Source organism: Pseudomonas sp. ICMP 3272, assembly GCF_001466905.1.
In the GTDB taxonomy this organism is placed as follows: domain Bacteria; phylum Pseudomonadota; class Gammaproteobacteria; order Pseudomonadales; family Pseudomonadaceae; genus Aquipseudomonas; species Aquipseudomonas amygdali.
The window spans coordinates 1-23,027 of sequence record NZ_LKEK01000070.1; the positions used below are offsets into that span (position 1 = coordinate 1).

General features: G+C 57.7%; 20 protein-coding genes. 2 read left to right on the forward strand and 18 right to left on the reverse strand.

What is annotated here, in order from left to right; translation table 11 throughout:
• Positions 1-158: 158 nt before the first annotated feature.
• Both AO068_RS19750 and htpG read right to left on the reverse strand, forming a co-directional pair.
• Positions 159-887, reverse strand: a complete 729-nt coding sequence (locus AO068_RS19750; protein ID WP_058409235.1) for a dienelactone hydrolase family protein — start codon at positions 885-887, stop codon at positions 159-161.
• Between the two features lie 90 nt (positions 888-977).
• Positions 978-2,885: a molecular chaperone HtpG gene (htpG, locus tag AO068_RS19755; protein ID WP_058409236.1), complete on the reverse strand. Its 1,908-nt coding sequence runs from the start codon at positions 2,883-2,885 to the stop codon at positions 978-980.
• Between the two features lie 313 nt (positions 2,886-3,198).
• Here htpG and AO068_RS19760 point away from each other — a divergent pair, with 313 nt between their 5' ends.
• Positions 3,199-3,459 (forward strand): lipoprotein, encoded by a 261-nt coding sequence (locus AO068_RS19760; RefSeq protein ID WP_002552985.1) that lies wholly within the window; start codon positions 3,199-3,201, stop codon positions 3,457-3,459.
• A 108-nt stretch (positions 3,460-3,567) separates the two neighbouring features.
• Here the strand turns inward: AO068_RS19760 and brnQ are convergent, their stop codons facing one another.
• From brnQ to sdhC, 10 genes are all read right to left on the reverse strand, one after another.
• Complete coding sequence (gene brnQ / locus AO068_RS19765; protein ID WP_058409237.1) at positions 3,568-4,881, reverse strand: branched-chain amino acid transport system II carrier protein; 1,314 nt, start codon at positions 4,879-4,881, stop codon at positions 3,568-3,570.
• Positions 4,882-5,252: 371 nt separating this feature from the next.
• Entirely contained in the window at positions 5,253-6,134 is an 882-nt protein-coding gene (gene sucD, locus AO068_RS19770; protein ID WP_003316562.1) for a succinate--CoA ligase subunit alpha, read from the reverse strand.
• Positions 6,134-7,300 (reverse strand): ADP-forming succinate--CoA ligase subunit beta, encoded by a 1,167-nt coding sequence (sucC, locus tag AO068_RS19775; RefSeq protein ID WP_003316561.1) that lies wholly within the window; start codon positions 7,298-7,300, stop codon positions 6,134-6,136. Before sucC ends, sucD begins: the two co-directional genes overlap by 1 nt.
• Before the next feature lie 208 nt (positions 7,301-7,508).
• Entirely contained in the window at positions 7,509-8,945 is a 1,437-nt protein-coding gene (gene lpdA, locus AO068_RS19780) for a dihydrolipoyl dehydrogenase (RefSeq protein ID WP_004664698.1), read from the reverse strand.
• Between the two features lie 170 nt (positions 8,946-9,115).
• Positions 9,116-10,336: a 2-oxoglutarate dehydrogenase complex dihydrolipoyllysine-residue succinyltransferase gene (gene odhB, locus AO068_RS19785; RefSeq protein WP_044323471.1), complete on the reverse strand. Its 1,221-nt coding sequence runs from the start codon at positions 10,334-10,336 to the stop codon at positions 9,116-9,118.
• Positions 10,337-10,377: 41 nt separating this feature from the next.
• Positions 10,378-13,209 (reverse strand): 2-oxoglutarate dehydrogenase E1 component, encoded by a 2,832-nt coding sequence (locus AO068_RS19790; protein WP_058400463.1) that lies wholly within the window; start codon positions 13,207-13,209, stop codon positions 10,378-10,380.
• Positions 13,210-13,468: 259 nt separating this feature from the next.
• On the reverse strand, positions 13,469-14,173 hold the full coding sequence (locus AO068_RS19795; protein ID WP_003343563.1) for a succinate dehydrogenase iron-sulfur subunit: 705 nt from the start codon (positions 14,171-14,173) through the stop codon (positions 13,469-13,471).
• Positions 14,174-14,185: 12 nt separating this feature from the next.
• The gene (gene sdhA, locus AO068_RS19800) at positions 14,186-15,958 is read right to left on the reverse strand and encodes a succinate dehydrogenase flavoprotein subunit (RefSeq protein ID WP_002552976.1); all 1,773 of its coding nucleotides are present in this window, start codon (positions 15,956-15,958) and stop codon (positions 14,186-14,188) included.
• A gap of 3 nt (positions 15,959-15,961) precedes the next feature.
• Positions 15,962-16,330, reverse strand: a complete 369-nt coding sequence (gene sdhD / locus AO068_RS19805) for a succinate dehydrogenase, hydrophobic membrane anchor protein (RefSeq protein WP_003382006.1) — start codon at positions 16,328-16,330, stop codon at positions 15,962-15,964.
• Positions 16,324-16,698 (reverse strand): succinate dehydrogenase, cytochrome b556 subunit, encoded by a 375-nt coding sequence (gene sdhC / locus AO068_RS19810; protein ID WP_002552975.1) that lies wholly within the window; start codon positions 16,696-16,698, stop codon positions 16,324-16,326. Before sdhC ends, sdhD begins: the two co-directional genes overlap by 7 nt.
• 362 nt (positions 16,699-17,060) lie before the next feature.
• Here sdhC and gltA point away from each other — a divergent pair, with 362 nt between their 5' ends.
• Positions 17,061-18,350, forward strand: a complete 1,290-nt coding sequence (gene gltA / locus AO068_RS19815; RefSeq protein ID WP_002552974.1) for a citrate synthase — start codon at positions 17,061-17,063, stop codon at positions 18,348-18,350.
• 67 nt (positions 18,351-18,417) lie between these two features.
• Here the strand turns inward: gltA and AO068_RS19820 are convergent, their stop codons facing one another.
• From AO068_RS19820 to AO068_RS19840, 6 genes are all read right to left on the reverse strand, one after another.
• Positions 18,418-19,029, reverse strand: a complete 612-nt coding sequence (locus AO068_RS19820) for an START domain-containing protein (protein ID WP_058409238.1) — start codon at positions 19,027-19,029, stop codon at positions 18,418-18,420.
• 57 nt (positions 19,030-19,086) lie between these two features.
• Positions 19,087-19,344 carry a YkgJ family cysteine cluster protein gene (locus AO068_RS26205; RefSeq protein WP_044321013.1) on the reverse strand — a complete coding sequence of 86 codons (258 nt, stop codon included), beginning with the start codon at positions 19,342-19,344 and terminating at the stop codon, positions 19,087-19,089.
• Positions 19,345-19,438: 94 nt separating this feature from the next.
• The gene (locus AO068_RS19825) at positions 19,439-20,080 is read right to left on the reverse strand and encodes a translation initiation factor 2 (RefSeq protein ID WP_080394997.1); all 642 of its coding nucleotides are present in this window, start codon (positions 20,078-20,080) and stop codon (positions 19,439-19,441) included.
• A 117-nt stretch (positions 20,081-20,197) separates the two neighbouring features.
• Positions 20,198-21,637: an aminotransferase-like domain-containing protein gene (locus tag AO068_RS19830; protein WP_058409239.1), complete on the reverse strand. Its 1,440-nt coding sequence runs from the start codon at positions 21,635-21,637 to the stop codon at positions 20,198-20,200.
• Between the two features lie 217 nt (positions 21,638-21,854).
• Positions 21,855-22,670, reverse strand: coding sequence for an OmpA family protein (locus tag AO068_RS19835; protein WP_011168312.1), 816 nt, complete (start codon positions 22,668-22,670; stop codon positions 21,855-21,857).
• Positions 22,667-23,020: a DUF4398 domain-containing protein gene (locus AO068_RS19840; protein WP_004658957.1), complete on the reverse strand. Its 354-nt coding sequence runs from the start codon at positions 23,018-23,020 to the stop codon at positions 22,667-22,669. Before AO068_RS19840 ends, AO068_RS19835 begins: the two co-directional genes overlap by 4 nt.
• Positions 23,021-23,027 lie beyond the last annotated feature (7 nt).

The following is a 23,027-nucleotide window of genomic DNA, read 5'->3' on the forward strand; positions in this document are numbered from 1 at the left end:
GAGCGTCCAGACCGGCATGCCCACGCGGAGCATGGGCACGATAGTGTTCTTCGGTACATCTGCAGGAACGATGGATCTTCAGAACACCGCTCGTTCCTCACGCTCTGCGTGGGCACGATAGTGTTCTCCGGCACGCCCTAGGCGCGATAGGTATCCATTCAGCCGAACACTTCTTTCAGCAAATCATGCATCGACTTGAACGCACGGCTCGACACTTTGGCGTCGTACATCATCATGCCCGGCACGTTGGCGTGCGGATCGGTGAAGGAATGGAATGCCCCGCCGTAACTGTGCAGTTGCCAGTCCACACCTGCGGCGTTCATTTCCTCTTCGAAAGCAGGCAATTGCTCTTTTGGCACCAGCGGGTCCGACGCACCGTGGAGAACCAGTACCGAGCCCTTGATGCTCTTCGCATCAGCCGGGTTGGGCGTGTCCAGGGTACCGTGGAACGAAATGGCAGCCTTCAGCTCGGCCCCGGTACGTGCGAGCTCCAGCGAGCAGCAGCCACCGAAGCAGAAACCGAATGTTGCGATCTTGCTTGAGTCCAGAGACACATCCGCCTGGCTCAACAACTGGTCGAGGCCTGCCTGCATACGCTTGCGCAGAAGACCGCGATCATTCTTGAGCGGCGTCATGGCAGCGCCCGCCTCGTCATTGTTACTCGGGCGAATCTGCTGACCGTAAAGATCAGCCAGCAGCACTACATAACCCTTCGCAGCGACCGCTTTGGCGATGTCTTCAGCACCCTGGCTAACACCCATCCAGTTAGGCGCCATCAACAGGCCTGGCTGTGCAGCGCTAGCTTTCGGGTCGTAGGCAAGACGGCTTTCATAAGTCTGGCCATCGATCTGATAGACCACAGAACGAATTTCGATATTGCTGCTCATTACTGACTCCTGATCGTTAGGGAGATGAAAAACGTGTCGCGGGAACTGAAACAAAAAACCCGCCGAGGCGGGTTTCTTGTCAACCGGCTATCAAACCGACAGTTCTACCAACAGCTTGTTCAGACGACGCACATACGCGGCTGGATCCTTGAGGCTGTCACCGGCGGCCAGCGCCGCCTGATCGAACAGGATGTGCGACAGATCGCCGAAGCGTTCTTCGCTCTGCTCTGCATCAAGCTTGCCGATCAGCGGGTGGGCCGGGTTGAATTCGAAGATTGGCTTGGAGTCCGGAACCTTCTGACCGCTGGCTTCCAGAATCTGACGCATCTGCAGCCCCATGTCCTGCTCGCCAATGGCCAGAATCGCAGGTGAATCGGTCAGACGATGGGAAACACGCACTTCGCTTACAGACTCACCGAGCGCCGCTTTCAGGCGCTCGATCAGGCCCTCTTTGTCCTTGGCGATCTCTTCCTGAGCCTTCTTGTCCTCTTCGGAGTCAAGACTGCCCAGATCAAGGTCGCCACGCGCCACATCCACAAAGCCCTTGCCGTCGAAATCGCTCAGGTAGCTCATCAGCCACTCGTCGATACGGTCGGTCAGCAGCAGCACTTCGATGCCTTTCTTGCGGAAGACTTCAAGGTGCGGGCTGTTCTTGACCTGCGCGTAGGATTCGCCAGTGAGGTAGTAAATCTTGTCCTGACCTTCCTTGGCACGCGCCAGGTAATCGGCCAGAGAAACACTTTGCTCGCCGCTGTCGTCGGAGGTCGATGCAAAGCGCAGCAAGCCGGCGATCTTTTCCTTGTTGGCGAAGTCTTCCGCCGGACCTTCCTTGAGCACCTGACCGAAGTTTTTCCAGAAGCCCTTGTACTGCTCGGGCTCGTTCTTCGCCAGTTTCTCGAGCATGTCCAGCACGCGCTTGGTCAGCGCCGACTTCATCGAGTCGATGATCGGGTCTTTCTGCAGGATTTCGCGGGAGACGTTCAGCGACAGGTCATTGGAGTCGACCACACCCTTGATGAAGCGCATGTACAGCGGCAGGAACGACTCGGCCTGATCCATGACGAAGACGCGCTGCACATAGAGCTTCAGGCCGCGCGGTGCTTCACGCTGATACAAATCAAACGGAGCACGCGCAGGCACGTACAGCAGCGACGTGTACTCCAGCTTGCCTTCGACCTTGTTATGGCTCCAGCTCAGCGGGTTCTCGTAGTCGTGCGCGACGTGCTTGTAGAACTCCTGATATTCCTCATCCTTCACCTCGGTGCGAGAACGGGTCCAGAGGGCGCTGGCGCGGTTGACGGTTTCCCACTCCGGTGCCGGTGCCTCCTCGCCCTCGGCTGCCGGAGCCTGCTCTTTGGGCAGCTCGATCGGCAAAGCAATGTGGTCGGAGTACTTCTTGATGATGTTACGCAGGCGGTAGCCGTCAGCGAATTCCTCTTCACCGCTTTTCAGGTGCAGAACGATACGCGTACCGCGCTCGGCCTTGTCGACGTTTGCAACTTCAAACTCGCCCTCACCTTTGGAGGACCAGTGCACACCCTCACTGGACGGCGAACCGGCACGACGGCTGAACACCTCGACCTGATCGGCGACGATGAATGCCGAATAGAAACCCACGCCGAACTGACCGATCAGGTGCGAGTCCTTCTTCTGGTCGCCCGACAGGTTTTTCATGAAGTCAGCGGTGCCGGACTTGGCGATGGTCCCCAGATGGGTGATCACATCTTCACGGCTCATACCGATGCCGTTGTCTTCAAGGGTAACGGTCTTCGCGTCCTTGTCGAAGCTCACGCGAATCTTCAGCTCGGCGCCGCCTTCCAGCAGCTCCGGCTTGGACAACGCTTCAAAACGCAATTTGTCGACCGCGTCAGACGCGTTCGAGATCAATTCGCGAAGGAAAATTTCCTTGTTGGAATACAGCGAATGGATCATGAGGTGCAGCAGTTGCTTTACCTCGGTCTGGAAGCCCAGGGTTTCCTTTTGAGTTTCCACACTCATAATCATCAAACTCCGATCTGGATGGTATAAGCCGTCACGGTCAGGCAGCAGCCTGTGTGACAGCGGGTAGTCATCAAGGTGGGGGCTGGGTCGGGGATTTCAAGAGCCAATGATGCGCGGAACGCGTTTCATGCGCCGGATAACACACGCATTGCGTTGGTGGGGGCTGGCCAGAACTGTCCGCAATCGGTACAGCGCCATCGGCCTGTAACGACCGCGAAACAACGGCTTTCAATATTGTCATCACGGGTGGAACTTAACTCACGAGCGCAGGCTCTTAGCCTCGTGAACACTCAATAAGGAGAAACACCCCATGCGTAAATCTTTAGCCTATGCCTTGATGCTTTCTGCCACCCTGGGCCTTGCCGCCTGTGACAAAAAGTCCGAAAACACTCAGCAAGATGCCAACAAGGCAGCTCAGCAGTCCCAGGAGTCGATGGAAAAGGCTCAGGAAAAAGTGAATGACGCGGCCAAGGAAAGCCAGGAAGCCGCTCAGAAGAACGCTGAAGCCGCTCAGCAGCGTACCAATGAGAACGCCAACAAAGCGCCAGAAGCAGCGCCAGCCACCAAGTAAGGCTGAAACGCTTACAGAACTAAAAAAGCCCGCTCAAAGCGGGCTTTTTCATTTAACTTGTCTTACCTGACACCTGACGTCAGTTCGACATTGCATCGTGTACCGACTTCAAGCCAGCGCCTCGCTGCGCTTGCCCATGAGCCTGTCAACGGCCACAGCGCCCGCCAGCGTGACTACCGAGGGCACCAGCCACGCCAGGCCTTGATCACTCAGCGGCAGACTGGTCAGAACACCCGGCAGATAGTCAGTAAAACCGGCACCCTTCAGCGCATCGATCAGGCCAAAGATGAGTGATACCAGCATCACCGGTGCAACAACCCGTCCCTGGCTCTGCCAGAGGCCTTTGCAGAAGCTCAGCGCCACCAGCACGATGCACGGTGGATAGATGGCGGTGAGCACCGGAATCGAAAACTGGATCAGCTTGGTCAGCCCCAGGTTGGATACCAGCAGCGAGAACACCGCCAGGATGATCACCAACGTCCGGTAGGACAGCGGCAGCACCTTGGCAAAGTACTCAGCACAGGCACAGGTCAGGCCTACCGCTGTCACCAGACACGCCAATGAAATCAGCACGGCGAGAAAACCGCTGCCCAATGAACCGAAGGTGTGCTGCACGTAGGCATGCAGAACCGCCGCGCCGTTGCTTGCGCCTGCCGCGACCGCATGGCTGCCGGAACCCAGGCGAAACAGGCTGACATACACCAGCGCCAGCCCGACACCGGCAATGAGCCCGGCAATGATCGCGTAGCGCGTGATCAGACGCGGTGACTCGACACCACGAGAGCGGATGGCATTGACGATGACAATCCCGAAGACCAGCGCCCCAAGGGTGTCCATGGTCAGATAACCATTGATGAAACCCTGGGAAAACGGCGCAGCGGCATAGGCGGGCTCAGCCTCGCCTATTCCGCCTGCGGGTAATGCGAATGCCGCGATCCCCAACACTGCCAGGGCGATAATCTTGAGCGGTGCCAGAAAGCGCCCGACCGTGTCGAGCAAGCGCCCCGGGTACAGCGAAACCCAGAACACCACCAGAAAATACACCAGGCTGTAGAGGAACAACGCGACTGGAGTGTCACCGGTCAGAGGTGCCAGGCCGACTTCAAACGAGACCGTCGCGGTACGCGGGGTCGCAAACAACGGGCCGACCGCCAGATAGCAGACTGCGGCGAGCGCCCCGCCGGCAATCTTGCCGATCGGGCTGCTCAGGGCATCCATTGCTCCCCCTACCCTGGCCAGAGCAATCACCGTAACGACCGGCAGCCCGACCGCCGTGACCAGAAAGCCCAGCGCCGCCATCCAGACATGTGGCCCGGCCTGCAGGCCGACAATAGGTGGGAAGATGATATTGCCAGCCCCGACAAACAGGGCAAATGTCATAAAACCGAGTGCCAGGATGTCCTGGCCTTTCAACACTTTCATTACGAGGGACCACACGGAATCGAAATAAGGGATGGGACGTCACCCATGAATGGGGCAGACGCAGCCCGTCGGCGTAAGACGTGGCAGTACCTTGCGAAACGCCCCTCGTGAGGGCAACGCAAAAACGGCGGACAGGGTAGCCAACTTCGACCGAAAATGCACTGTCTCAGGGCGCGACAGCCGACGACGCACCGTTTGTTGGCGGATGGAAAGCCCCAGACAGTTGGAAATGCCGGCAATGAGAGGTCCAGGTGAACCAGACCGGGTAAGGCGAACCTTTTCAGGCGCCCAAACAAAAGCCACCCGAAGGTGGCTTTTGTCGATTGCTCGAATCAGGCAAGCGAGCTTACCTGATCAGCAAACAGTGAAGCTTACTTGGTTGGCCAGCCAGTCAGCTCGGCCAGGGCCTTGCCGATGTCTGCCAGGGAGCGCACGGTTTTTACACCAGCGTCCTGCAGTGCAGCGAATTTCTCGTCTGCAGTACCTTTACCACCCGAGATGATTGCACCGGCATGGCCCATGCGCTTGCCCGGAGGAGCAGTCACACCAGCGATGTAGGAAACAACCGGCTTGGTCACGTGCGCCTTGATGTAGGCAGCGGCTTCTTCTTCAGCCGAACCGCCGATCTCGCCGATCATGACGATCGCCTCGGTCTTCGGGTCTTCCTGGAACAGCTTCAGGATATCGATGAAGTTCGAACCAGGGATCGGGTCACCACCGATACCTACACAGGTGGACTGACCGAAACCGGCGTCAGTGGTCTGCTTCACAGCTTCGTAGGTCAGGGTGCCGGAACGCGACACGATGCCTACTTTGCCTGGCAAGTGAATGTGACCTGGCATGATGCCGATCTTGCACTCGCCCGGAGTGATGACGCCTGGGCAGTTAGGGCCGATCAGGACCACACCCAGCTCGTCGCACTTGACCTTGGCTTCCAGCATGTCGATGGTCGGGATGCCTTCGGTGATGCAGACGATCAGCTTGATGCCGCCGAACGCTGCTTCAAGGATGGAATCCTTGCAGAAAGGAGCCGGAACGTAGATGACGCTGGCAGTAGCGCCAGTGGTGTCTACGGCTTCTTTCACAGTGTTGAACACTGGCAGGTTCAGGTGCGTGGTGCCGCCCTTGCCCGGAGTCACGCCGCCAACCATTTTGGTGCCGTAGGCAATGGCTTGCTCGGAGTGGAAGGTACCTTGCGAACCAGTGAAACCCTGGCAGATAACCTTGGTGTCTTTATTGATCAGGACGCTCATTACTTGCCCTCCGCGGCTTTGACAACTTGTTGAGCAGCGTCGGTCAGGCTGGTCGCAGCGATGATGTTCAAACCGCTTTCTGCCAGTACTTTAGCGCCCAGTTCAGCGTTGTTACCTTCAAGGCGAACAACAACCGGGATTTTCACGCCGACTTCTTTCACTGCACCGATGATGCCTTCGGCAATCATGTCGCAACGAACGATGCCGCCGAAGATGTTGACCAGTACTGCAGCGACGTTAGCGTCGGACAGGATGATCTTGAACGCTTCGGTAACGCGCTCCTTGGTGGCACCGCCGCCAACGTCAAGGAAGTTTGCAGGCTTGCCGCCATGCAGGTTGACGATGTCCATGGTACCCATGGCCAGGCCAGCACCGTTGACCATGCAACCGATGTTGCCTTCCAGCGCAACGTAGTTCAGTTCGAACTTGGCGGCGTGAGCTTCGCGAGGATCGTCCTGCGAAGGATCGTGGAAGCCCTTCAGCTTTGGCTGACGGTACATGGCGTTGGCGTCGATGTTGATCTTGGCGTCCAGGCAGTGCAGATCGCCGTCAGCCTTGATCACCAGCGGGTTCACTTCCAGCAGGGCCAGGTCGTGGTCCTGGAACAGCTTGGCCAGACCGGTGAAGATCTTGGCGAACTGAGTGACCTGCTTGCCTTCCAGACCCAGCTGGAATGCCAGATCGCGACCCTGGAACGGCTGAGCGCCGACCAGTGGGTCAATCGTGGCCTTGAGAATCTTTTCAGGAGTGTCGTGAGCGATCTTCTCGATGTCCACGCCACCTTCGGTGGAAGCCATGAACACGATACGACGGCTGGAACGATCGACCACAGCGCCCAGATACAGCTCTTTGGCGATGTCGGTGCACGATTCGACCAGGATCTTGGTCACTGGCTGACCATTGGCGTCAGTCTGGTAAGTCACCAGGCGCTTGCCCAACCACTGTTGGGCGAACGCTGCAGCGTCTTCCTTGCTGCGAACCAGCTTTACGCCGCCCGCTTTACCGCGACCACCTGCGTGAACCTGGGCTTTGACGACCCACTCGGTTCCGCCGATCTTGTCGCAGGCTTCTGCTGCTGCTTCCGGGGTGTCTACCGCGTAACCCTTGGATACTGGCAGGCCGTACTCAGCGAACAGCTGCTTACCCTGATACTCGTGAAGATTCATGCTTATTACCGTCTTCGTTTAGGTACTGCGCATTCGGTGCTGCACGTCGGCGTGCCGCACCACCTGTGACCGCTACTCCGGGTGGACTCCGCAAGTGCCGTGGGACACTCGTGAAGCCGCCTGAGAGGTCGAGTCCGGCGCAGATTCCGCGGTAAGCCCTGCTTGCAAGGCCAACGACGGGCACTGCGCCGTGGTTTCTCTTGTTGTCTTAGCGTTTCTTGCGATTCTGGATATGGATGGCGCCGCCATTCACAGCCAGTGCAGCTTCATGCAGCGCTTCGGACAGGGTCGGGTGCGAGAAGACCATCATGCCGATGTCTTCTGCGCTGCTACCGAATTCCATCGCGATTGCGCCCTGCTGTACCAGCTCGGCAGCGCTTGGACCAATAACGTGAACACCCAGTACGCGGTCAGTCTTGGCATCGGCAATGATCTTGACGAAGCCGCCGGTGTCGTTGGCTGCCATGGCACGGCCGCTGGCCGCGAACGGGAACGTACCGACATTGACTTCAACGCCTTCGGCCTTGAGCGTCTGCTCGGTCTTGCCGACCCAGGCGATTTCCGGGTGGGTATAGATAACCGACGGGATCAGGTTGTAGTTCATCTGAGCCTTGTGGCCCTTGATGCGCTCGACAACCATGATGCCTTCTTCCGACGCCTTGTGTGCCAGCATCAGGCCACGCACCACGTCACCGATGGCGTACACGCCAGGAACGCTGGTGGTGCAGTAGTCATCAACGTAGATGAAACCGCGCTCGTCCAGATCAACGCCGCTATCCGATGCCAGCAGGTCAGTGGTCACGGGACGACGGCCAACGGCAACGATCAGACGATCAAAGGTAATCGACTGCTCGCCAGCGGCGTCGGTGTAGCTGACCACCACTTCTTCGCCTTCGACCTTGGAACCGGTCACGCGAGCGCCCAGCTTGATGTCCAGACCTTGCTTGGTGAAGGTTTTCAGCGCTTCCTTGGAAACTGCCTCGTCGGCCGCCGGAATGAACTTGTCCAGTGCTTCCAGAACAGTGACCTGAGCGCCAAGGCGAGCCCATACAGAGCCCAGCTCCAGGCCGATCACGCCAGCGCCGATGACGCCCAGACGCTGTGGAACCTGTTGGAATTCCAGAGCACCGGTCGAGTCGACGATGACTTTCTGATCAACCGGAGCTGGCGGAATGTCGATAGGACGCGAGCCCGAAGCCAGAATCACATGGTCCGCTTCGATGATTTCAACGGTGCCGTCGGCAGCCGTCAGCTCGACCTTCTTGCCAGCCAGCAGTTTGCCGTGGCCTTGCAGAGTGGTCACGCCATTGGCTTTGAACAGGCTGGCAACGCCGCCGGTCAGGCCTTTGACGATAGTCGACTTGCGACCGATCATGGCCGGCACATCGATATTCACTTCAGATGTCGAGATGCCGTGCACGCTGAAGCCGTTCTTGGCTTCATAGAACTTCCAGGAGCTGTCGAGCAGCGCCTTGGAAGGAATGCAACCAACGTTGAGGCAGGTACCACCGAGGGCCAGTTTGCCCTCCTTGTCCTGGTACTTCTCGATGCAGGCAGTCTTGAGACCAAGTTGCGCAGCCTTGATGGCGGCAACATAACCGCCAGGGCCTGCGCCAATCACTACCACGTCGAATTTCTGGGACATAACAAAGAGTTCCTCTTTAGCTGCGAGCTTTTAGCTGCAAGCTGCAAGTCGATCCGCGATCAGGCAAAAACGACTTGCGACCTATTAATCAGGTGAAACACACCAGCCCCGGCTGCGCGCTTTTTCGCTTCTGACTTGAAGCTCGAAGCGTGCAACCCAGGACTGCCTCATCAGATATCCAGCAACAGACGAGCCGGATCTTCCAGCAGGTTCTTGATGGTCACGAGGAAGGTTACCGCTTCCTTGCCGTCAATCAAACGGTGATCGTACGACAGTGCCAGATACATCATCGGACGAATCACTACCTGACCGTTGACTGCCATCGGGCGCTGAAGAATGTTGTGCATGCCCAGAATTGCAGCCTGTGGCGGGTTGACGATCGGCGTCGACATCATCGAACCGAAAGTACCACCATTAGTGATCGTGAAGGTGCCGCCGGTCATCTCGTCGATGGACAGTTTGCCATCACGGGCCTTCTTGCCGAAGGTGGCGATGCCGCCTTCGATTTCAGCCAGGCTCATGTGCTCGGCGTTACGCAGAACCGGTACAACCAGACCACGGTCGCTGGACACTGCAACACCGACGTCGGCGTAGCCGTGGTAGACGATGTCGGAGCCGTCGATCGACGCGTTGACAGCCGGGAAGCGCTTCAGCGCCTCGGTAGCAGCCTTGACGAAGAACGACATGAAGCCCAGACGTACGCCGTTGTGCGACTTCTCGAACAGGTCCTTGTACTTCGAACGCAGTGCCATGACTTCGGTCATGTCGACTTCGTTGAACGTGGTCAGCATGGCCATGTTCGACTGGGCTTCGACCAGACGCTTGGCAACGGTTGCACGTACACGAGTCATCGGCACGCGCTTCTCGGTACGGTCGCCAGCAGCGACAACCGGTGCGGCAGCGGCAGCAGGTTTGGCGGCAGGAGCAGCGGCTGGAGCGGATTTCTTCGCTTCAACGGCAGCGACCACGTCTTCCTTGGTGATACGGCCGTCTTTACCGGTGCCCTTGACGCTCGCCAGGTTGATGCCGTTTTCCTCAGCGAGTTGACGCGCAGCAGGCGCGGCAATCGGGTCTTCTTCGCCAGCGGCAGCCGGTGCAGCGGCAGGTGCCGAGGCAGGCGCAGCAGCAGGTGCTGGAGCAGCAGATGCCGTGGCACCATCATTCAAAGTGCCAAGCACTTCGTTGGAGAGGACGATAGCGCCCTCTTCCTTGGTGATCGAGCCCATCACGCCGTCAGCTTCGGCCAATACTTCCAGGACAACCTTGTCAGTCTCGATGTCGACCAGCATCTCGTCCCGTTTTACCGCATCACCCTCTTTTTTGTACCACTTGGAAATGGTGCCATCGGCAACGGATTCCGGGAAAGAGGGGGCTTTGATCTCGATAGCCATTATCTGTAATTCCTTAATTCGGTTTCTAATGCTCGAAGGCGTTAAACAGTGAAGGCATCTTGCAACAGTTTTTCCTGCTGCTCGGCGTGCATCGAAGCGTAACCACAGGCTGGAGCGGCAGAGGCGTCACGACCGGCGTACTCGAGAACGAGTTCACGTTTGTGGTTGCCCATGCTGCGGCGCAGATGGTGCTGACTGCTGTACCAGGCACCCTGGTTCATCGGTTCTTCCTGACACCAGACCACATGCTGCAGGTTGGTGTACGGCGCGATGGTTTCCATCAGGTCGTCTTCAGGGAACGGGTACAGCTGCTCGAGACGAACGATGGCGATGTCTTCACGCCCTTCGGCACGGCGTTTTTCCAGCAGGTCGTAGTAAACCTTGCCGCTGCACAGCACCAGACGCGTGACCTTGGCCGGATCGAGGGTATCGATTTCCGGAATGACGGTCTGGAACGAGCCTTCGGCCAGATCTTCCAGGGTCGAAACAGCCAGTTTGTGACGCAGCAACGACTTGGGAGTCAGCACGATCAGCGGCTTGCGCAGCGGGCGGATGACCTGACGACGCAGCAAATGGTAGATCTGCGCCGGAGTTGTTGGTACGCACACCTGAATGTTGTGCTCGGCACACAATTGCAGGTAACGCTCAAGACGTGCCGACGAGTGCTCTGGCCCCTGCCCTTCGTAGCCGTGAGGCAACAGCATGGTCAGACCGCACAGACGGCCCCACTTGTGTTCACCGCTGGTGATGAACTGGTCGACAACCACCTGGGCACCGTTGGCGAAGTCGCCGAACTGCGCTTCCCAGATAACCAGTGCATCCGGCTGGGTGGTCGAGTAACCGTATTCGAATGCCAGCACGGCCTCTTCCGACAGGAACGAGTCGTACAGGTCGAAACGCGGCTGACCGGAGTACAGATTCTGCAGCGGGATATAGGTCCCGGCGTCTTTCTGGTTGTGCAGTACGGCGTGGCGGTGCGAGAACGTACCGCGACCGATGTCCTGACCTGTCATACGGATCGGGTGACCTTCGAACGCCAACGTGGCGTACGCCATGGTTTCGGCGTAACCCCAGTTGATCGGCAAGCCACCGGCCTGCATCTTCTGACGGTCTTCGTAGATCTTCTGAACCTGACGCTGCACGACGAAGCCTTCCGGCAGTTCCATCAGCTTGGCGGACAGTTCCTGCAGGGTCTTGAGATCGAAGCGGGTGTCGTGACGCGCAGTCCAGGCGTGGCCCAGATACGGACGCCAGTCGACGAACAATTCCTTGTTCGGCTCCTTGACCAGGCTTTTCACTACGTGCAGACCATTGTCCAGCGCGCTGCGGTAATCATCAACCTTGGCCTGAACACGGGCCTCATCGAGAATGCCGGTCTTGATCAGATGCTCGGCATACAGCTCGCGGGTGGTGCGCTGCTTGGTGATCTGCTGATACATCAGAGGCTGAGTGCCGCTAGGCTCGTCAGCTTCGTTGTGACCGCGGCGACGGTAGCAGACGAGATCGATCACGATATCGCGCTTGAACTGCATGCGGTAATCGATCGCCAGCTGGGTCACGAACATCACGGCTTCCGGATCATCACCATTTACATGGAGGATCGGCGCCTGGATCATCTTGGCAACGTCGGTGGCGTACTCGGTCGAACGCGAGTCCAGCGGGTTGCTGATGGTGAAGCCCACCTGGTTGTTGATGACGATGTGGATCGTGCCGCCCGTCTTGAAGCCGCGAGTCTGCGACATCTGGAAGGTTTCCATGACCACGCCCTGACCTGCAAAGGCCGCGTCGCCGTGGAGGGAAATCGGCAGAACCTTGTCGCCATTCGGATCGTTGCGACGATCCTGACGCGCACGCACCGACCCCTCGACCACCGGAGAAACGATCTCCAGGTGAGACGGGTTGAATGCCATGGCAAGGTGAACCTCACCGCCTGCGGTCATGACGTTGGAAGAGAAGCCCTGGTGGTATTTGACGTCACCGGAACCCAGCTCCACTTTTTTCTTGCCTTCGAACTCGTCGAACAGGTCGCGCGGGTTCTTGCCGAAGGTGTTGACCAGTACGTTCAGACGGCCGCGGTGGGCCATACCGATCACGACTTCCTTGGTGCCATAGGACCCGGAACGCTGAATCAGCTCGTCGAGCATCGGGATCAGGCTTTCGCCACCTTCCAGACCGAAGCGCTTGGTACCCGGATATTTGGTACCCAGGTACTTCTCGAGACCTTCGGCTGCGGTGACACGCTCGAGCAGATGGCTCTGGATATCAGCCGAGAACGCTGGACGGCCGCGAACACTCTCAAGACGCTGCATGAACCAGTTGCGCTGCTCGGAATCCACGATGTGGGTGAACTCGGAGCCGATGGTGCGACAATATGTCTGCTGCAACGCTTCATGAATTTCGCGTAGGCTCGCTTCCTCTTTGCCGATGAACAGGTCGCCGGCACGGAAGGTCGTATCAAGATCGGCATTGGTCAAGCCGTAATGATTGATCGACAGATCCGCAGGCGCAGGGCGCTGCCAAAGGCCCAACGGATCGAGCTGAGCAGCCTGGTGGCCACGCATCCGATACGCCTGGATCAGTCGCAGCACTTCAACCTGCTTCTTCTCGTGTTCGCTGCTCACACTGCCGGCGGACACCGGTTGAGCGCGGCGCTGGTTTTTGGCCAGCAACACGAAATGATCGCGAATAGTCGAGTGCGATACATCAGTGGCAGAGCTGCCGTCTGCTGGCAACTTCTGAAAGTAGGTGCGCCATTCTTCTGGCACAGCGTTAGGGTCGTGCAGGTAAAGCTCATAGAGCTCTTCCACATAGGCAGCGTTACCACCGGATAGGTGGGCACTGTTCCACATGCGCTGCATCACGCTTTCTTGCATGCTTGGTCACCCTCGGTAAGGGGACACCACCGGCGAAGACACCAGAGCAATCCTGAAATAGTCGTGTGCAGCGACTGTATCAAGTCACCAGGGATCACGCAGATAGTCCGGGTACCAGCCCGGATGCCCCTGCTGGTCTCATTTCTTCAAAATAAGAGCGGCAGCTTTGCGAGCTACTGCTCAGGTTAAAACTACGGCGCCGGTTGAAGCCTGCGCCGCAGCCACTTCAGTGCAACGGTGTAACAGATAAAACGATGAATCAGACGCCGTTTTGCAACAACATGTTGCGCACGTGACCGATAGCCTTGGTTGGGTTAAGGCCTTTCGGGCACACGTTGACGCAGTTCATGATGCCGCGGCAGCGGAATACGCTGAACGGATCATCAAGCGAAGCCAGACGCTCACTGGTGCGGGTGTCACGGCTGTCAGCCAGGAAACGGTAGGCTTGCAGCAGCGCAGCAGGACCCAGGAACTTGTCGGGGTTCCACCAGAAGGACGGGCAGGAAGTCGAGCAGCAAGCGCACAGAATGCACTCGTACAGACCATCGAGCTTTTCGCGCTCTTCCGGAGTTTGCAGACGTTCGATGGCCGGAGCCGGCGTGTCATTCTGCAGGAACGGCTTCACCTTCTCGTACTGCTTGTAGAAGATGCTCATATCGACGACCAGGTCACGAATAACCGGCAAACCAGGCAGCGGACGTACGATCAGCTTGTTCTTGGCAACGACAGCCGACAGCGGCGTGATGCAGGCCAGACCGTTCTTGCCGTTGATATTCATGCCGTCGGAACCGCACACGCCTTCACGGCATGAGCGACGATAAGAGAACCCTTGATCCTGTTCTTTGACCAGGGCGAGCACGTCCAGCACCATCAGGTCCTTGCCACCGGTATCGACCTGAAACTCCTGCATGAACGGCGCGGCGTCCTGCTCAGGGTTGTAACGATAAACACTGACTTGCAACATATCGGCCACCCCTTAATAAGTCCGAATCTTGGGTTCAAAAGTCGGAACAGTCTTCGGCGAGAAGTTCACGGCACGTTTGGTCACGCGCTTGTCACCCGGGAAATACAGGGTGTGGCACAACCAGTTCTCGTCATCGCGATCTTCAAAGTCTTCACGGGCGTGAGCGCCGCGGGACTCTTTACGATGCTCTGCGGCGATCGCCGTGGCTTCGGCAACTTCCAGCAGGTTTTGCAGTTCAAGCGCTTCGATACGGGCGGTATTGAATGCCTGGCTCTTGTCGTTGATCTTGACGTTGGCGATACGCACGCGCAGGTCAGCCAGCTGAGCAATACCCTTCTGCATGTATTCGCCGGTGCGGAACACACCGAAGTAGTTCTGCATGCAGCTTTGCAGCTCTTTACGCAGCGTGGCGACGTCTTCGCCGGTAGTGCGCTCGTTCAGGCCGGCAACGCGTGCCAGCGCAGCATCGATGTCGGACTCGGAGGCACGGGCGTAGTCGATACCTTCGCTCAGCGCTTTCTCCAGGTGGATACCCGCAGCGCGACCGAACACCACCAGATCGAGCAACGAGTTGCCGCCCAGACGGTTGGCACCGTGAACCGATACGCAAGCCACTTCACCTACCGCGAACAGACCCGGAATGATCTGATCGACACCGGCGGCGTCCTGAGTGATCGCCTGACCATGAATGTTGGTGGCAACGCCGCCCATCATGTAATGGCAGGTAGGAACTACCGGAATCGGCGCTGTTGCAGGGTCGACGTGAGCGAAGGTCTTGGACAACTCCATAATGCCTGGCAAACGGCTGTGCAACACTTCTTCGCCCAGGTGATCGAGCTTGAGCATTACATGGTCGCCATCCGGACCACAGCCGTTACCAGCAATGATTTCCTTGACCATGGAACGTGCCACAACGTCACGACCGGCAAGGTCCTTGGCGTTCGGAGCATAACGCTCCATGAAACGCTCGCCGTGCTTGTTGATCAGGTAACCGCCTTCACCGCGGCAGCCTTCGGTGACCAGTACACCTGCACCGGCAATGCCGGTCGGGTGGAACTGCCACATTTCGATGTCCTGAACCGGGACACCGGCGCGCAGTGCCATACCGATACCGTCACCGGTATTGATCAGGGCGTTGGTGGTCGAAGAGTAGATACGACCTGCACCGCCGGTTGCCAGCACGGTAGCGTTGGCACGGATGTAGGAAGTTTCGCCGGTTTCAATGCAGATGGCGATGATGCCGACAAAGGCACCGTCCTGATTCTTGACCAGATCCACGCCGTAGTATTCGTTGAGGAATACGGTGCCAGCCTTGAGGTTGGCCTGATACAGGGTGTGCAGCAGTGCGTGACCGGTACGGTCGGCAGCAGCACAGGTACGTGCAGCCTGACCGCCCTTGCCGAAGTCCTTGGACTGACCGCCAAACGGACGCTGGTAGATGCGACCCTGTTCGGTACGGGAGAACGGCAGACCCATGTGCTCGAGTTCGAAAACAGCTTCAGGGCCTACGGAACACATGTATTCGATAGCGTCCTGGTCACCGATATAGTCGGAACCCTTGACGGTATCGTACATGTGCCAGCGCCAGTCATCGTTCGGATCGGCAGAGGCAATTGCGCAGGTGATGCCACCTTGGGCAGAAACGGTGTGCGAGCGTGTCGGGAACACCTTGGTGACCACGGCAGTCTTGTGACCGCCCTGAGCGAGCTGCAGAGCAGCGCGCATACCGGCACCGCCACCACCAATGATGATGGCGTCGAAGGAAAGCGAATTTATGTTAGCCATGAATCAGATACCCCAAAGAATCTGCACGCCCCAGACGAAGTAGGCGAACATCAGAACGCCGCATACCGCCTGAAACAGAAAACGTACTGCAGTGGCAGACTTGCCCAGCGCCATCGGCGTCAGGTAGTCGGTCGCGATGGTCCACATGCCGACCCAGGCGTGAGCGCCAAGGGCAACGAGGGCCAGCAGACTGAAGATACGCATTCCGTTGTGTGCGAACAGATCATGCCATTGGGCGTAACTCAGACCCGGATGAAAGACCATGTATCCGATCAGGAATATGAAATAAGCCGCGAGCACGACCGCAGAAACACGCTGAGCCATCCAGTCATAGAGGCCCGAACGCGAAAGGTTGGTGACGTTGGTTACCATATCCATACTCCCGCCAGAAGAATCAGTACCACGGAAACCGCGATAACGATTTTGGAGCCCAGCTTGCCGCCTTCGAGCGTCTCGCCTACCCCGGAGTCCATGATGAGGTGACGGATACCGGCCACCATGTGATACAGCAGGGCAGACAGAAGCCCCCAGATGATCAGCTTGGCCAGCGGGCTGGTCAGACACGCCTTGACTTCACCGAACCCTTCTTCGGACGCCAGCGACTTGTCCATTGCATACAGCATGATTGCAATACCGACAAAGAGGATGACACCGGAGATGCGGTGAAGGATGGACGTGTAAGCGGTGACTGGGAGCTTGATGGTCCTTAGGTCTAGATTTACAGGTCGTTGGCTATTCACGGCTTTTTTTCACACTGAAGAGCCCCTAACAATCAGGGCAAGTTGTTGGGAAGTGCACTGGTCAGGTACCCACCACCCAGGAAGTGACGACCCCCTTGAAACAGGCCAAAAAGCCTTTGGCGGTCGGACGCCGAGTATAGACAGTTAGGTTACTAATGACAACGCGCAGACTTACCGCCAATGGCGCATTGCGTTGCCGGGACAAAAGGCGTAAACGGCAGGAAACGGTCTGAAAAAATCCACGGCGGGCCCTTGCGGAACACGACTTTAGGCAAATTGACTTTAGAATTTATCTCACTATAGTGATGCGGGCCCTGCGTGGGGGGCCTGTCTGATGATTTGAAGCATAAATAGGAGGCCACATGGCTGACAAAAAAGCGCAGTTGATCATCGAGGGCGCTGCCCCCGTCGAGCTGCCAATTCTGACCGGTACAGTGGGTCCGGACGTGATCGACGTACGCGGCCTGACCGCCACCGGCCGCTTCACATTTGACCCTGGTTTCATGTCCACGGCCTCTTGCGATTCGAAGATCACCTACATTGATGGTGACAATGGCATTCTGCTGCACCGCGGCTACCCGATCGAACAACTGGCCGAGCAGTCCGATTACCTCGAAACCTGCTACCTGCTGCTCAACGGCGAACTGCCGACCGCCGAACAGAAAGCCCAGTTCGTGGCCGTGGTCAAGAACCACACGATGGTTCACGAGCAACTCAAGACCTTCTTCAACGGCTTTCGTCGCGATGCCCACCCGATGGCCGTCATGTGCGGCGTAGTCGGCGCCCTGTCAGCGTTCTACCACGACTCGCTGGACATCAATAATCCGCAGCACCGCGAGATTTCTGCTGTACGCCTGGTCGCCAAGATGCCGACCCTGGCAGCGATGGTCTACAAGTACTCCATGGGTCAGCCCATGATGTACCCGCGCAACGACCTCAGCTACGCCGAAAACTTCCTGCACATGATGTTCAACACCCCGTGCGAGATCAAACCGATCAGCCCGGTGCTGGCCAAGGCGATGGACAAGATCTTCATCCTTCACGCCGACCACGAGCAGAACGCCTCGACGTCCACTGTACGTATGGCAGGTTCTTCGGGTGCCAACCCGTTTGCCTGTATCGCTGCCGGCATCGCCGCGCTATGGGGCCCGGCACACGGCGGCGCCAACGAAGCGGTACTGACCATGCTGGATGAAATCGGTGACGTGTCGAACATCGACAAGTTCATCGCCAAGGCCAAGGACAAGAACGATCCGTTCAAGCTCATGGGCTTCGGTCACCGCGTCTACAAGAACCGTGACCCACGCGCCACCGTAATGAAGCAGACCTGCGACGAAGTACTGAAAGAGCTGGGCATCACCAACGATCCTCAACTTGAACTGGCCATGCGCCTCGAAGAGATCGCCCTGACTGACCCATACTTCATCGAGCGCTCGCTGTACCCGAACGTCGACTTCTACTCGGGTATTATCCTCAAGGCTATCGGCATTCCGACCAGCATGTTCACCGTAATCTTCGCTCTGGCGCGGACCGTCGGCTGGATTTCGCACTGGAAAGAAATGCTCTCCAGCCCTTACAAGATCGGTCGCCCTCGCCAGCTCTACACCGGCAATGTGCAACGCGACATCGTCGCCCTGCAAGACCGCAAGTAAGCGTTACACGCAAAAACAAAGGGCTGCCACTGGCAGCCCTTTTTTGTGCGTACTGCATACTGCAAGATTATTGCGTTTGCGCGGCCCGCTCTCTGAGCGCTTTCAGCGTGTTGAACGGCGCGTCGACAACAAACTTGTTGGCCAGCATCGATGGCACGCTACCACCGGGCTCGGTGTGAACCTGATAAGTCACCTCGGTCTGGTTTGGCCCCTTGGGCACCATCTTCCAGAACCCCTTGACCTCGGTCACACGCACGAAACCCTTTTCCTCGGGAACGTACTTGGGCTGCTCCTCAAGATTCCGGGTAATACTGCCGTCAGCCCCCTCCAGAGTGGTGATCAGCAACACCGAGTCACGGGGCGTCACCGGCCAGGGCGTATTGAACTGGCTGTAGGTCCAGGTCTTGTTACCTTCGTGCTTGAGTATCTTCTGCAACTTGCACTCATGAATCCAGGCGCAGGCCCCGGCAACATCCTCTTGAAGCGCACGCAGCTTGCTCACGCTGGCATTGATCAGCGCAATGCCCTGGTAGGCCTTGTAGTCGGACCCAGGCACGTCACTCAACGAAACTTTGATGCCATCCTCGTTCTTGACCACTTTCCAGTCGTCAGCCTGCGCCGTTCCGGCAAGCATTACAGTAAAACCACAAGCAACAGCCATGCGATACAGCGGACTCATTGTTTTATTCCTTGTTTTGAAGTTCCGACAAAGCACTTGCGCCCAAAAACAGCCCTTTCATGCCACTGCAGTAGCTTTTTCCCACCAACCAATAAGGCGAATGGCATCCGCCTGATCGACTCCGCAAACATCTTCCGCCGCCTTGAACTGACTGCATACCGCAGGTCGCTCGGGCCTGCCGAACAAGGCGCACAGAAACTCGACCGACAAGTGCAGGCATCGCTCACCTGCAGGTTTTCCCTCAGGCATGCCAGGTATGGGAGACGTGATAGAAGGCGCTATGCAGCACGCACCACAATCGGAACGGCAGTCCATGACCAGACACCCTTACTGAAAAATAGAAAAAGAGGAAGGATATTAACCGTCAAAACGTCTGTTTGAAAACGCTGTATCGGACGATAGGCAGGGCTTACTGCTTGAATTTGAAATCCAGCGCAGCACCTTCCACATCGCGACGGTTTTCGTTGCGCATCTGCAATTGCATTTCGTTGGTCAGCAATCGACCTTCAAGCTCAAAGGGACCCGGATTGGCCGAAGACCCCTTGTCGCTGAACATCTGCGGCAATATCGGCTTGCGCTTGCTGGTAATCACATTGGCGGGCGGGTCCAGCTCCTTGACAAGCTCGGGCGGCAAACTCAGGTCGAGCTTTGGCGACTTGATGCGCACATCCTTGGCACTGGCCGTTTTGGCGTCTTTGGCGTTCTTGCGCTTGCTGACAGGCGCCTTGGCCGCCACTACTTTCGAAGGCGATTTTTCAGAAACTGCCGCCTTGGCCACCGGAGGCGCTGAGGGTTGTGATTTTTCCTTGCCCACCACTACCGGCACCACCGGGACACCTGGCATCAACTGATGCATGGTATCGGGTGCCTTTATCTGTTTTGCATCCGTCGCCACCGCCTCCACAGGAGCCTCGGTCTTCAAGTGCACTTCAGGCGAGACCGGAGCAGTAATAACCGCCTCGGTTTTGGGCTTGGGCACAGGGGGATCCTGAGCATCACAACCACTCAGAAGCACGACGACAAGCAATCCCAGACAGCGAAAAACATTCATAGGCAAAAAGTCAGGCAAGACAGTGGCAAATAGCCGGAAAAAGAAACACATGCTGTGCTTTTGAGGCCAACCTGACAAGCCAAGAGTTCAAAACAATTGACAAAAAATCTTTACAACTCAGTACACATGTACCGCTTCCTGACACAACTGCTTGGCCAGAATACCCAGCGTCATCAGTGCCCGCTCAGCCTCTTTGTTCCAAGGCATCCCGCAGTTGAGGCGGATGCAGTGATTGAACTGCTCGGTATTACTGAAGATCAACCCCGGCGCGATACTGATACCCTGCTCCAGCGCACGAACATGCAGCTCCTGAGTATTGACCCGGCCCGGCAGACTCACCCACAGAATGAACCCACCCGCAGGGCGACTCATCTGCGTGCCATCAGGGAAGAACTGCTGCACCGCCAATTGGAAGGCGCTGAGATTCTTGCGGTATTCCAGGCGAATGAAACGCAAGTGCCGATCGTAGCCGCCGTTTTCGAGGTATGCGGCGACCGCCATCTGCGTAACACTGCATGCAGAATGCGTGCTGAAAGTCTGCAGACGTTGAATTTCTGCCTGGTATTTGCCAGCAATGATCCAGCCGATGCGCACACCGGGCGACAGCGTCTTGGAAAAGCTGGAACAGTAAATCACCCTCCCCAGCCGATCGAACGCCTTGAGCGCCTTGGTCCTCCCGACTTCGAACATCAACTCACCGTAGACATCGTCTTCAACCACTTGAATATCGAAGTCCGAGGCCAGACGCAGCAGGTTCTTCTGCCGCTCCTCCGGCATGGTGCCGCCCAGTGGGTTGCTCAGGCGTGAAGTCAGTACCAATGCTTTGATTGACCATTGATTGGCCGCCAGTTGCAGGGCCTCCAGGCTGATGCCGGTGGCCGGATCGCTGGGGATTTCAATCACTTTCAAGCCCAGCAGATCGGCAAGTTGCAACAATCCGTAATAAGCAGGCGACTCGGCAGCAATCAGGTCACCCGGCCGGGTCAGCACACGCAGGGTCATTTGCAGTGCGTCCACGCAACCATGAGTGATCACCACCTCGGACGGGTCGACCACCACACCAGCGTCGCGCATACGGATGGCGACCTGCCTGCGCAGCGGCTCGAAACCCGGACTGAACATATAGCTGAAGGCCCGCGGGCTGTGAAAACGCGTCACTTTCGCCAATTGCTGATGCAGCGCGCGCACCGGCAGGTGGTCCACATGAGGCACAGCGGCACCCAGGGCGAACACGCCCTCGCGGCGGGATTCTTCGAGCACTTGCTGGATGATGCTGCTGCGCGTGACCAGACCAGGCCGCTCGACCCGCGCGATATCCGGGGTCGAAGCTGTCAGCGCGGGCGTTTGATGGACGTAGTAGCCGGATTGAGGACGCGCCCGGATCAGCCCCTGGTCTTCAAGGTTCGCGTAAGCCTGCAACACCGTCGCATGGCTGACGTTGAGCTGCGAACTCATTTTGCGAACGGACGGCACACGCTCGCCGGGCTGATACACACCACGGCGGATGTCTTCGGCCAACTGCTGAGCGATACGCTGGTAGAGCAAGAGATTGGTCATGACACAGCCTCGAAAAGACCGGTGATTTATTGTTTTTAAAAATACAGATACGGAATAACCGGCACAGTCCAGAAGTGTACGGGAACAGTTTACATTCAAGCCAGCGATCGCGACCTCTGCATGAAAATAAACGCGGCTGAAAACGCCATATGCAAAGCCTTTAAAGCCAAAAAAGCCCGAGGCCGTTTCCGGCGTCGGGCTTTTTGAGAGGTCTTTATCAGCGCGCTGCGCCTAACTGACCTTTTTCATCGGAAAAAACAATTTCCACACGGCGATTTTGCGCGCGCCCTCGCTCGGAGGCGTTAGCGTTCACCGGGAACTGCTGACCATAGCCCTCGACATGGATACGTTTTTCGTCGACACCCAGGTCCATCAGAACGTCTGCGACCGCTTGTGCACGATCCTTCGACAGCTTCAGATTCTCCTGACGGTCACCTGTGCTGTCGGTATACCCCTCGATCCGGACCACTCGACGCGGATTGATCTGCAAGAACTGCACAACCTTGAGAATGGTGCGACTGGCCGAGCTTTTCAGCTCGGCGTGCCCGGCGTCGAACAGCACATCTCCCAACGTCATGACCAGCCCGCGATCGGTCTCGGTGGTTGCCAGACTGAGGATCTGATCTTCCAGCCAACGCCCCTGCTGCTGGGCGCTGGCCAGCTTGGCTTCACGCAGCGCCAATTGCAGACGCTGGCGCTCCATGTCCATTTTCGCCAGGCGCTCCTGGCTCAGCATCAAATTGCTGTGCTCACGCGCGATCTCGCTATAGCGGCTGCTGAGGTAGGCGTAGTGAGCGACATCGGCACCGCTCCCCAAGTAACTGGACAGACGCTCGGCGCGAGCCAGAGATTCGCCAGCGCGAATGACATCCTTGGGCGCGCTGCGCAACACATCGGTATCTTCCTTGACCTTCTGGAAATCGGCACTGGCCTGTTGCAAGGCCTGCCCGCTGTCCTGATGACCGGCACACCCGTAAAGGCCAGCCGAACCCAGCAACAGGCACACACTCAGTACACGCGGAAGACGGTTCATTGTGCCTCTCCCAGTTGCTTGCGTAACCGGTTGAGGCGGGTATTCAACTGATTGACCTGCTCCTGACTCTTGAGGGTGAGCACTCGGGCCTCTGCCAGCCGGGCATCAAGCTCGGCCTGCTCGGCTTTCATGCGCGCGTCCTTGTAGGCGTGGGTCGCCATGGAGGCGCGAGCTTCGGCAAAGCGGGCCAGAGCGACTTCCATCTCGGGCTGATCATCACCCGCGCCAACGGCTTTGGCCTGCTCCAGCGCCTGCTCGGTCAGCTTGAACTGCTCGGTCGGTAGCGGGTCGCTGGCGCAGCCAGCCAGCGTGGCGATGGCCATGACGGCGATTGAAAAACGAATACTCACAAAAACA

Excerpts from the sequence above, each read along its gene's own strand:
- htpG (WP_058409236.1), bottom strand. The coding sequence starts at position 2,885 with ATGAGTGTGGAAACTCAAAAGGAAACCCTGGGCTTCCAGACCGAGGTA.
- AO068_RS19790 (WP_058400463.1), bottom strand. The coding sequence starts at position 13,209 with ATGCAAGAAAGCGTGATGCAGCGCATGTGGAACAGTGCCCACCTATCC.
- brnQ (WP_058409237.1), bottom strand. The coding sequence starts at position 4,881 with ATGAAAGTGTTGAAAGGCCAGGACATCCTGGCACTCGGTTTTATGACA.
- lpdA (WP_004664698.1), bottom strand. The coding sequence starts at position 8,945 with ATGTCCCAGAAATTCGACGTGGTAGTGATTGGCGCAGGCCCTGGCGGT.
- AO068_RS19820 (WP_058409238.1), bottom strand. The coding sequence starts at position 19,029 with ATGAGTCCGCTGTATCGCATGGCTGTTGCTTGTGGTTTTACTGTAATG.
- AO068_RS19760 (WP_002552985.1), top strand. The coding sequence starts at position 3,199 with ATGCGTAAATCTTTAGCCTATGCCTTGATGCTTTCTGCCACCCTGGGC.
- AO068_RS19835 (WP_011168312.1), bottom strand. The coding sequence starts at position 22,670 with ATGAACCGTCTTCCGCGTGTACTGAGTGTGTGCCTGTTGCTGGGTTCG.
- AO068_RS19825 (WP_080394997.1), bottom strand. The coding sequence starts at position 20,080 with ATGAATGTTTTTCGCTGTCTGGGATTGCTTGTCGTCGTGCTTCTGAGT.
- AO068_RS19750 (WP_058409235.1), bottom strand. The coding sequence starts at position 887 with ATGAGCAGCAATATCGAAATTCGTTCTGTGGTCTATCAGATCGATGGC.
- AO068_RS19830 (WP_058409239.1), bottom strand. The coding sequence starts at position 21,637 with ATGACCAATCTCTTGCTCTACCAGCGTATCGCTCAGCAGTTGGCCGAA.
- sucC (WP_003316561.1), bottom strand. The coding sequence starts at position 7,300 with ATGAATCTTCACGAGTATCAGGGTAAGCAGCTGTTCGCTGAGTACGGC.
- sdhD (WP_003382006.1), bottom strand. The coding sequence starts at position 16,330 with ATGGTAACCAACGTCACCAACCTTTCGCGTTCGGGCCTCTATGACTGG.
- sucD (WP_003316562.1), bottom strand. The coding sequence starts at position 6,134 with ATGAGCGTCCTGATCAATAAAGACACCAAGGTTATCTGCCAGGGTTTC.
- sdhA (WP_002552976.1), bottom strand. The coding sequence starts at position 15,958 with ATGGCTAACATAAATTCGCTTTCCTTCGACGCCATCATCATTGGTGGT.
- odhB (WP_044323471.1), bottom strand. The coding sequence starts at position 10,336 with ATGGCTATCGAGATCAAAGCCCCCTCTTTCCCGGAATCCGTTGCCGAT.
- gltA (WP_002552974.1), top strand. The coding sequence starts at position 17,061 with ATGGCTGACAAAAAAGCGCAGTTGATCATCGAGGGCGCTGCCCCCGTC.
- AO068_RS19795 (WP_003343563.1), bottom strand. The coding sequence starts at position 14,173 with ATGTTGCAAGTCAGTGTTTATCGTTACAACCCTGAGCAGGACGCCGCG.
- AO068_RS26205 (WP_044321013.1), bottom strand. The coding sequence starts at position 19,344 with ATGGACTGCCGTTCCGATTGTGGTGCGTGCTGCATAGCGCCTTCTATC.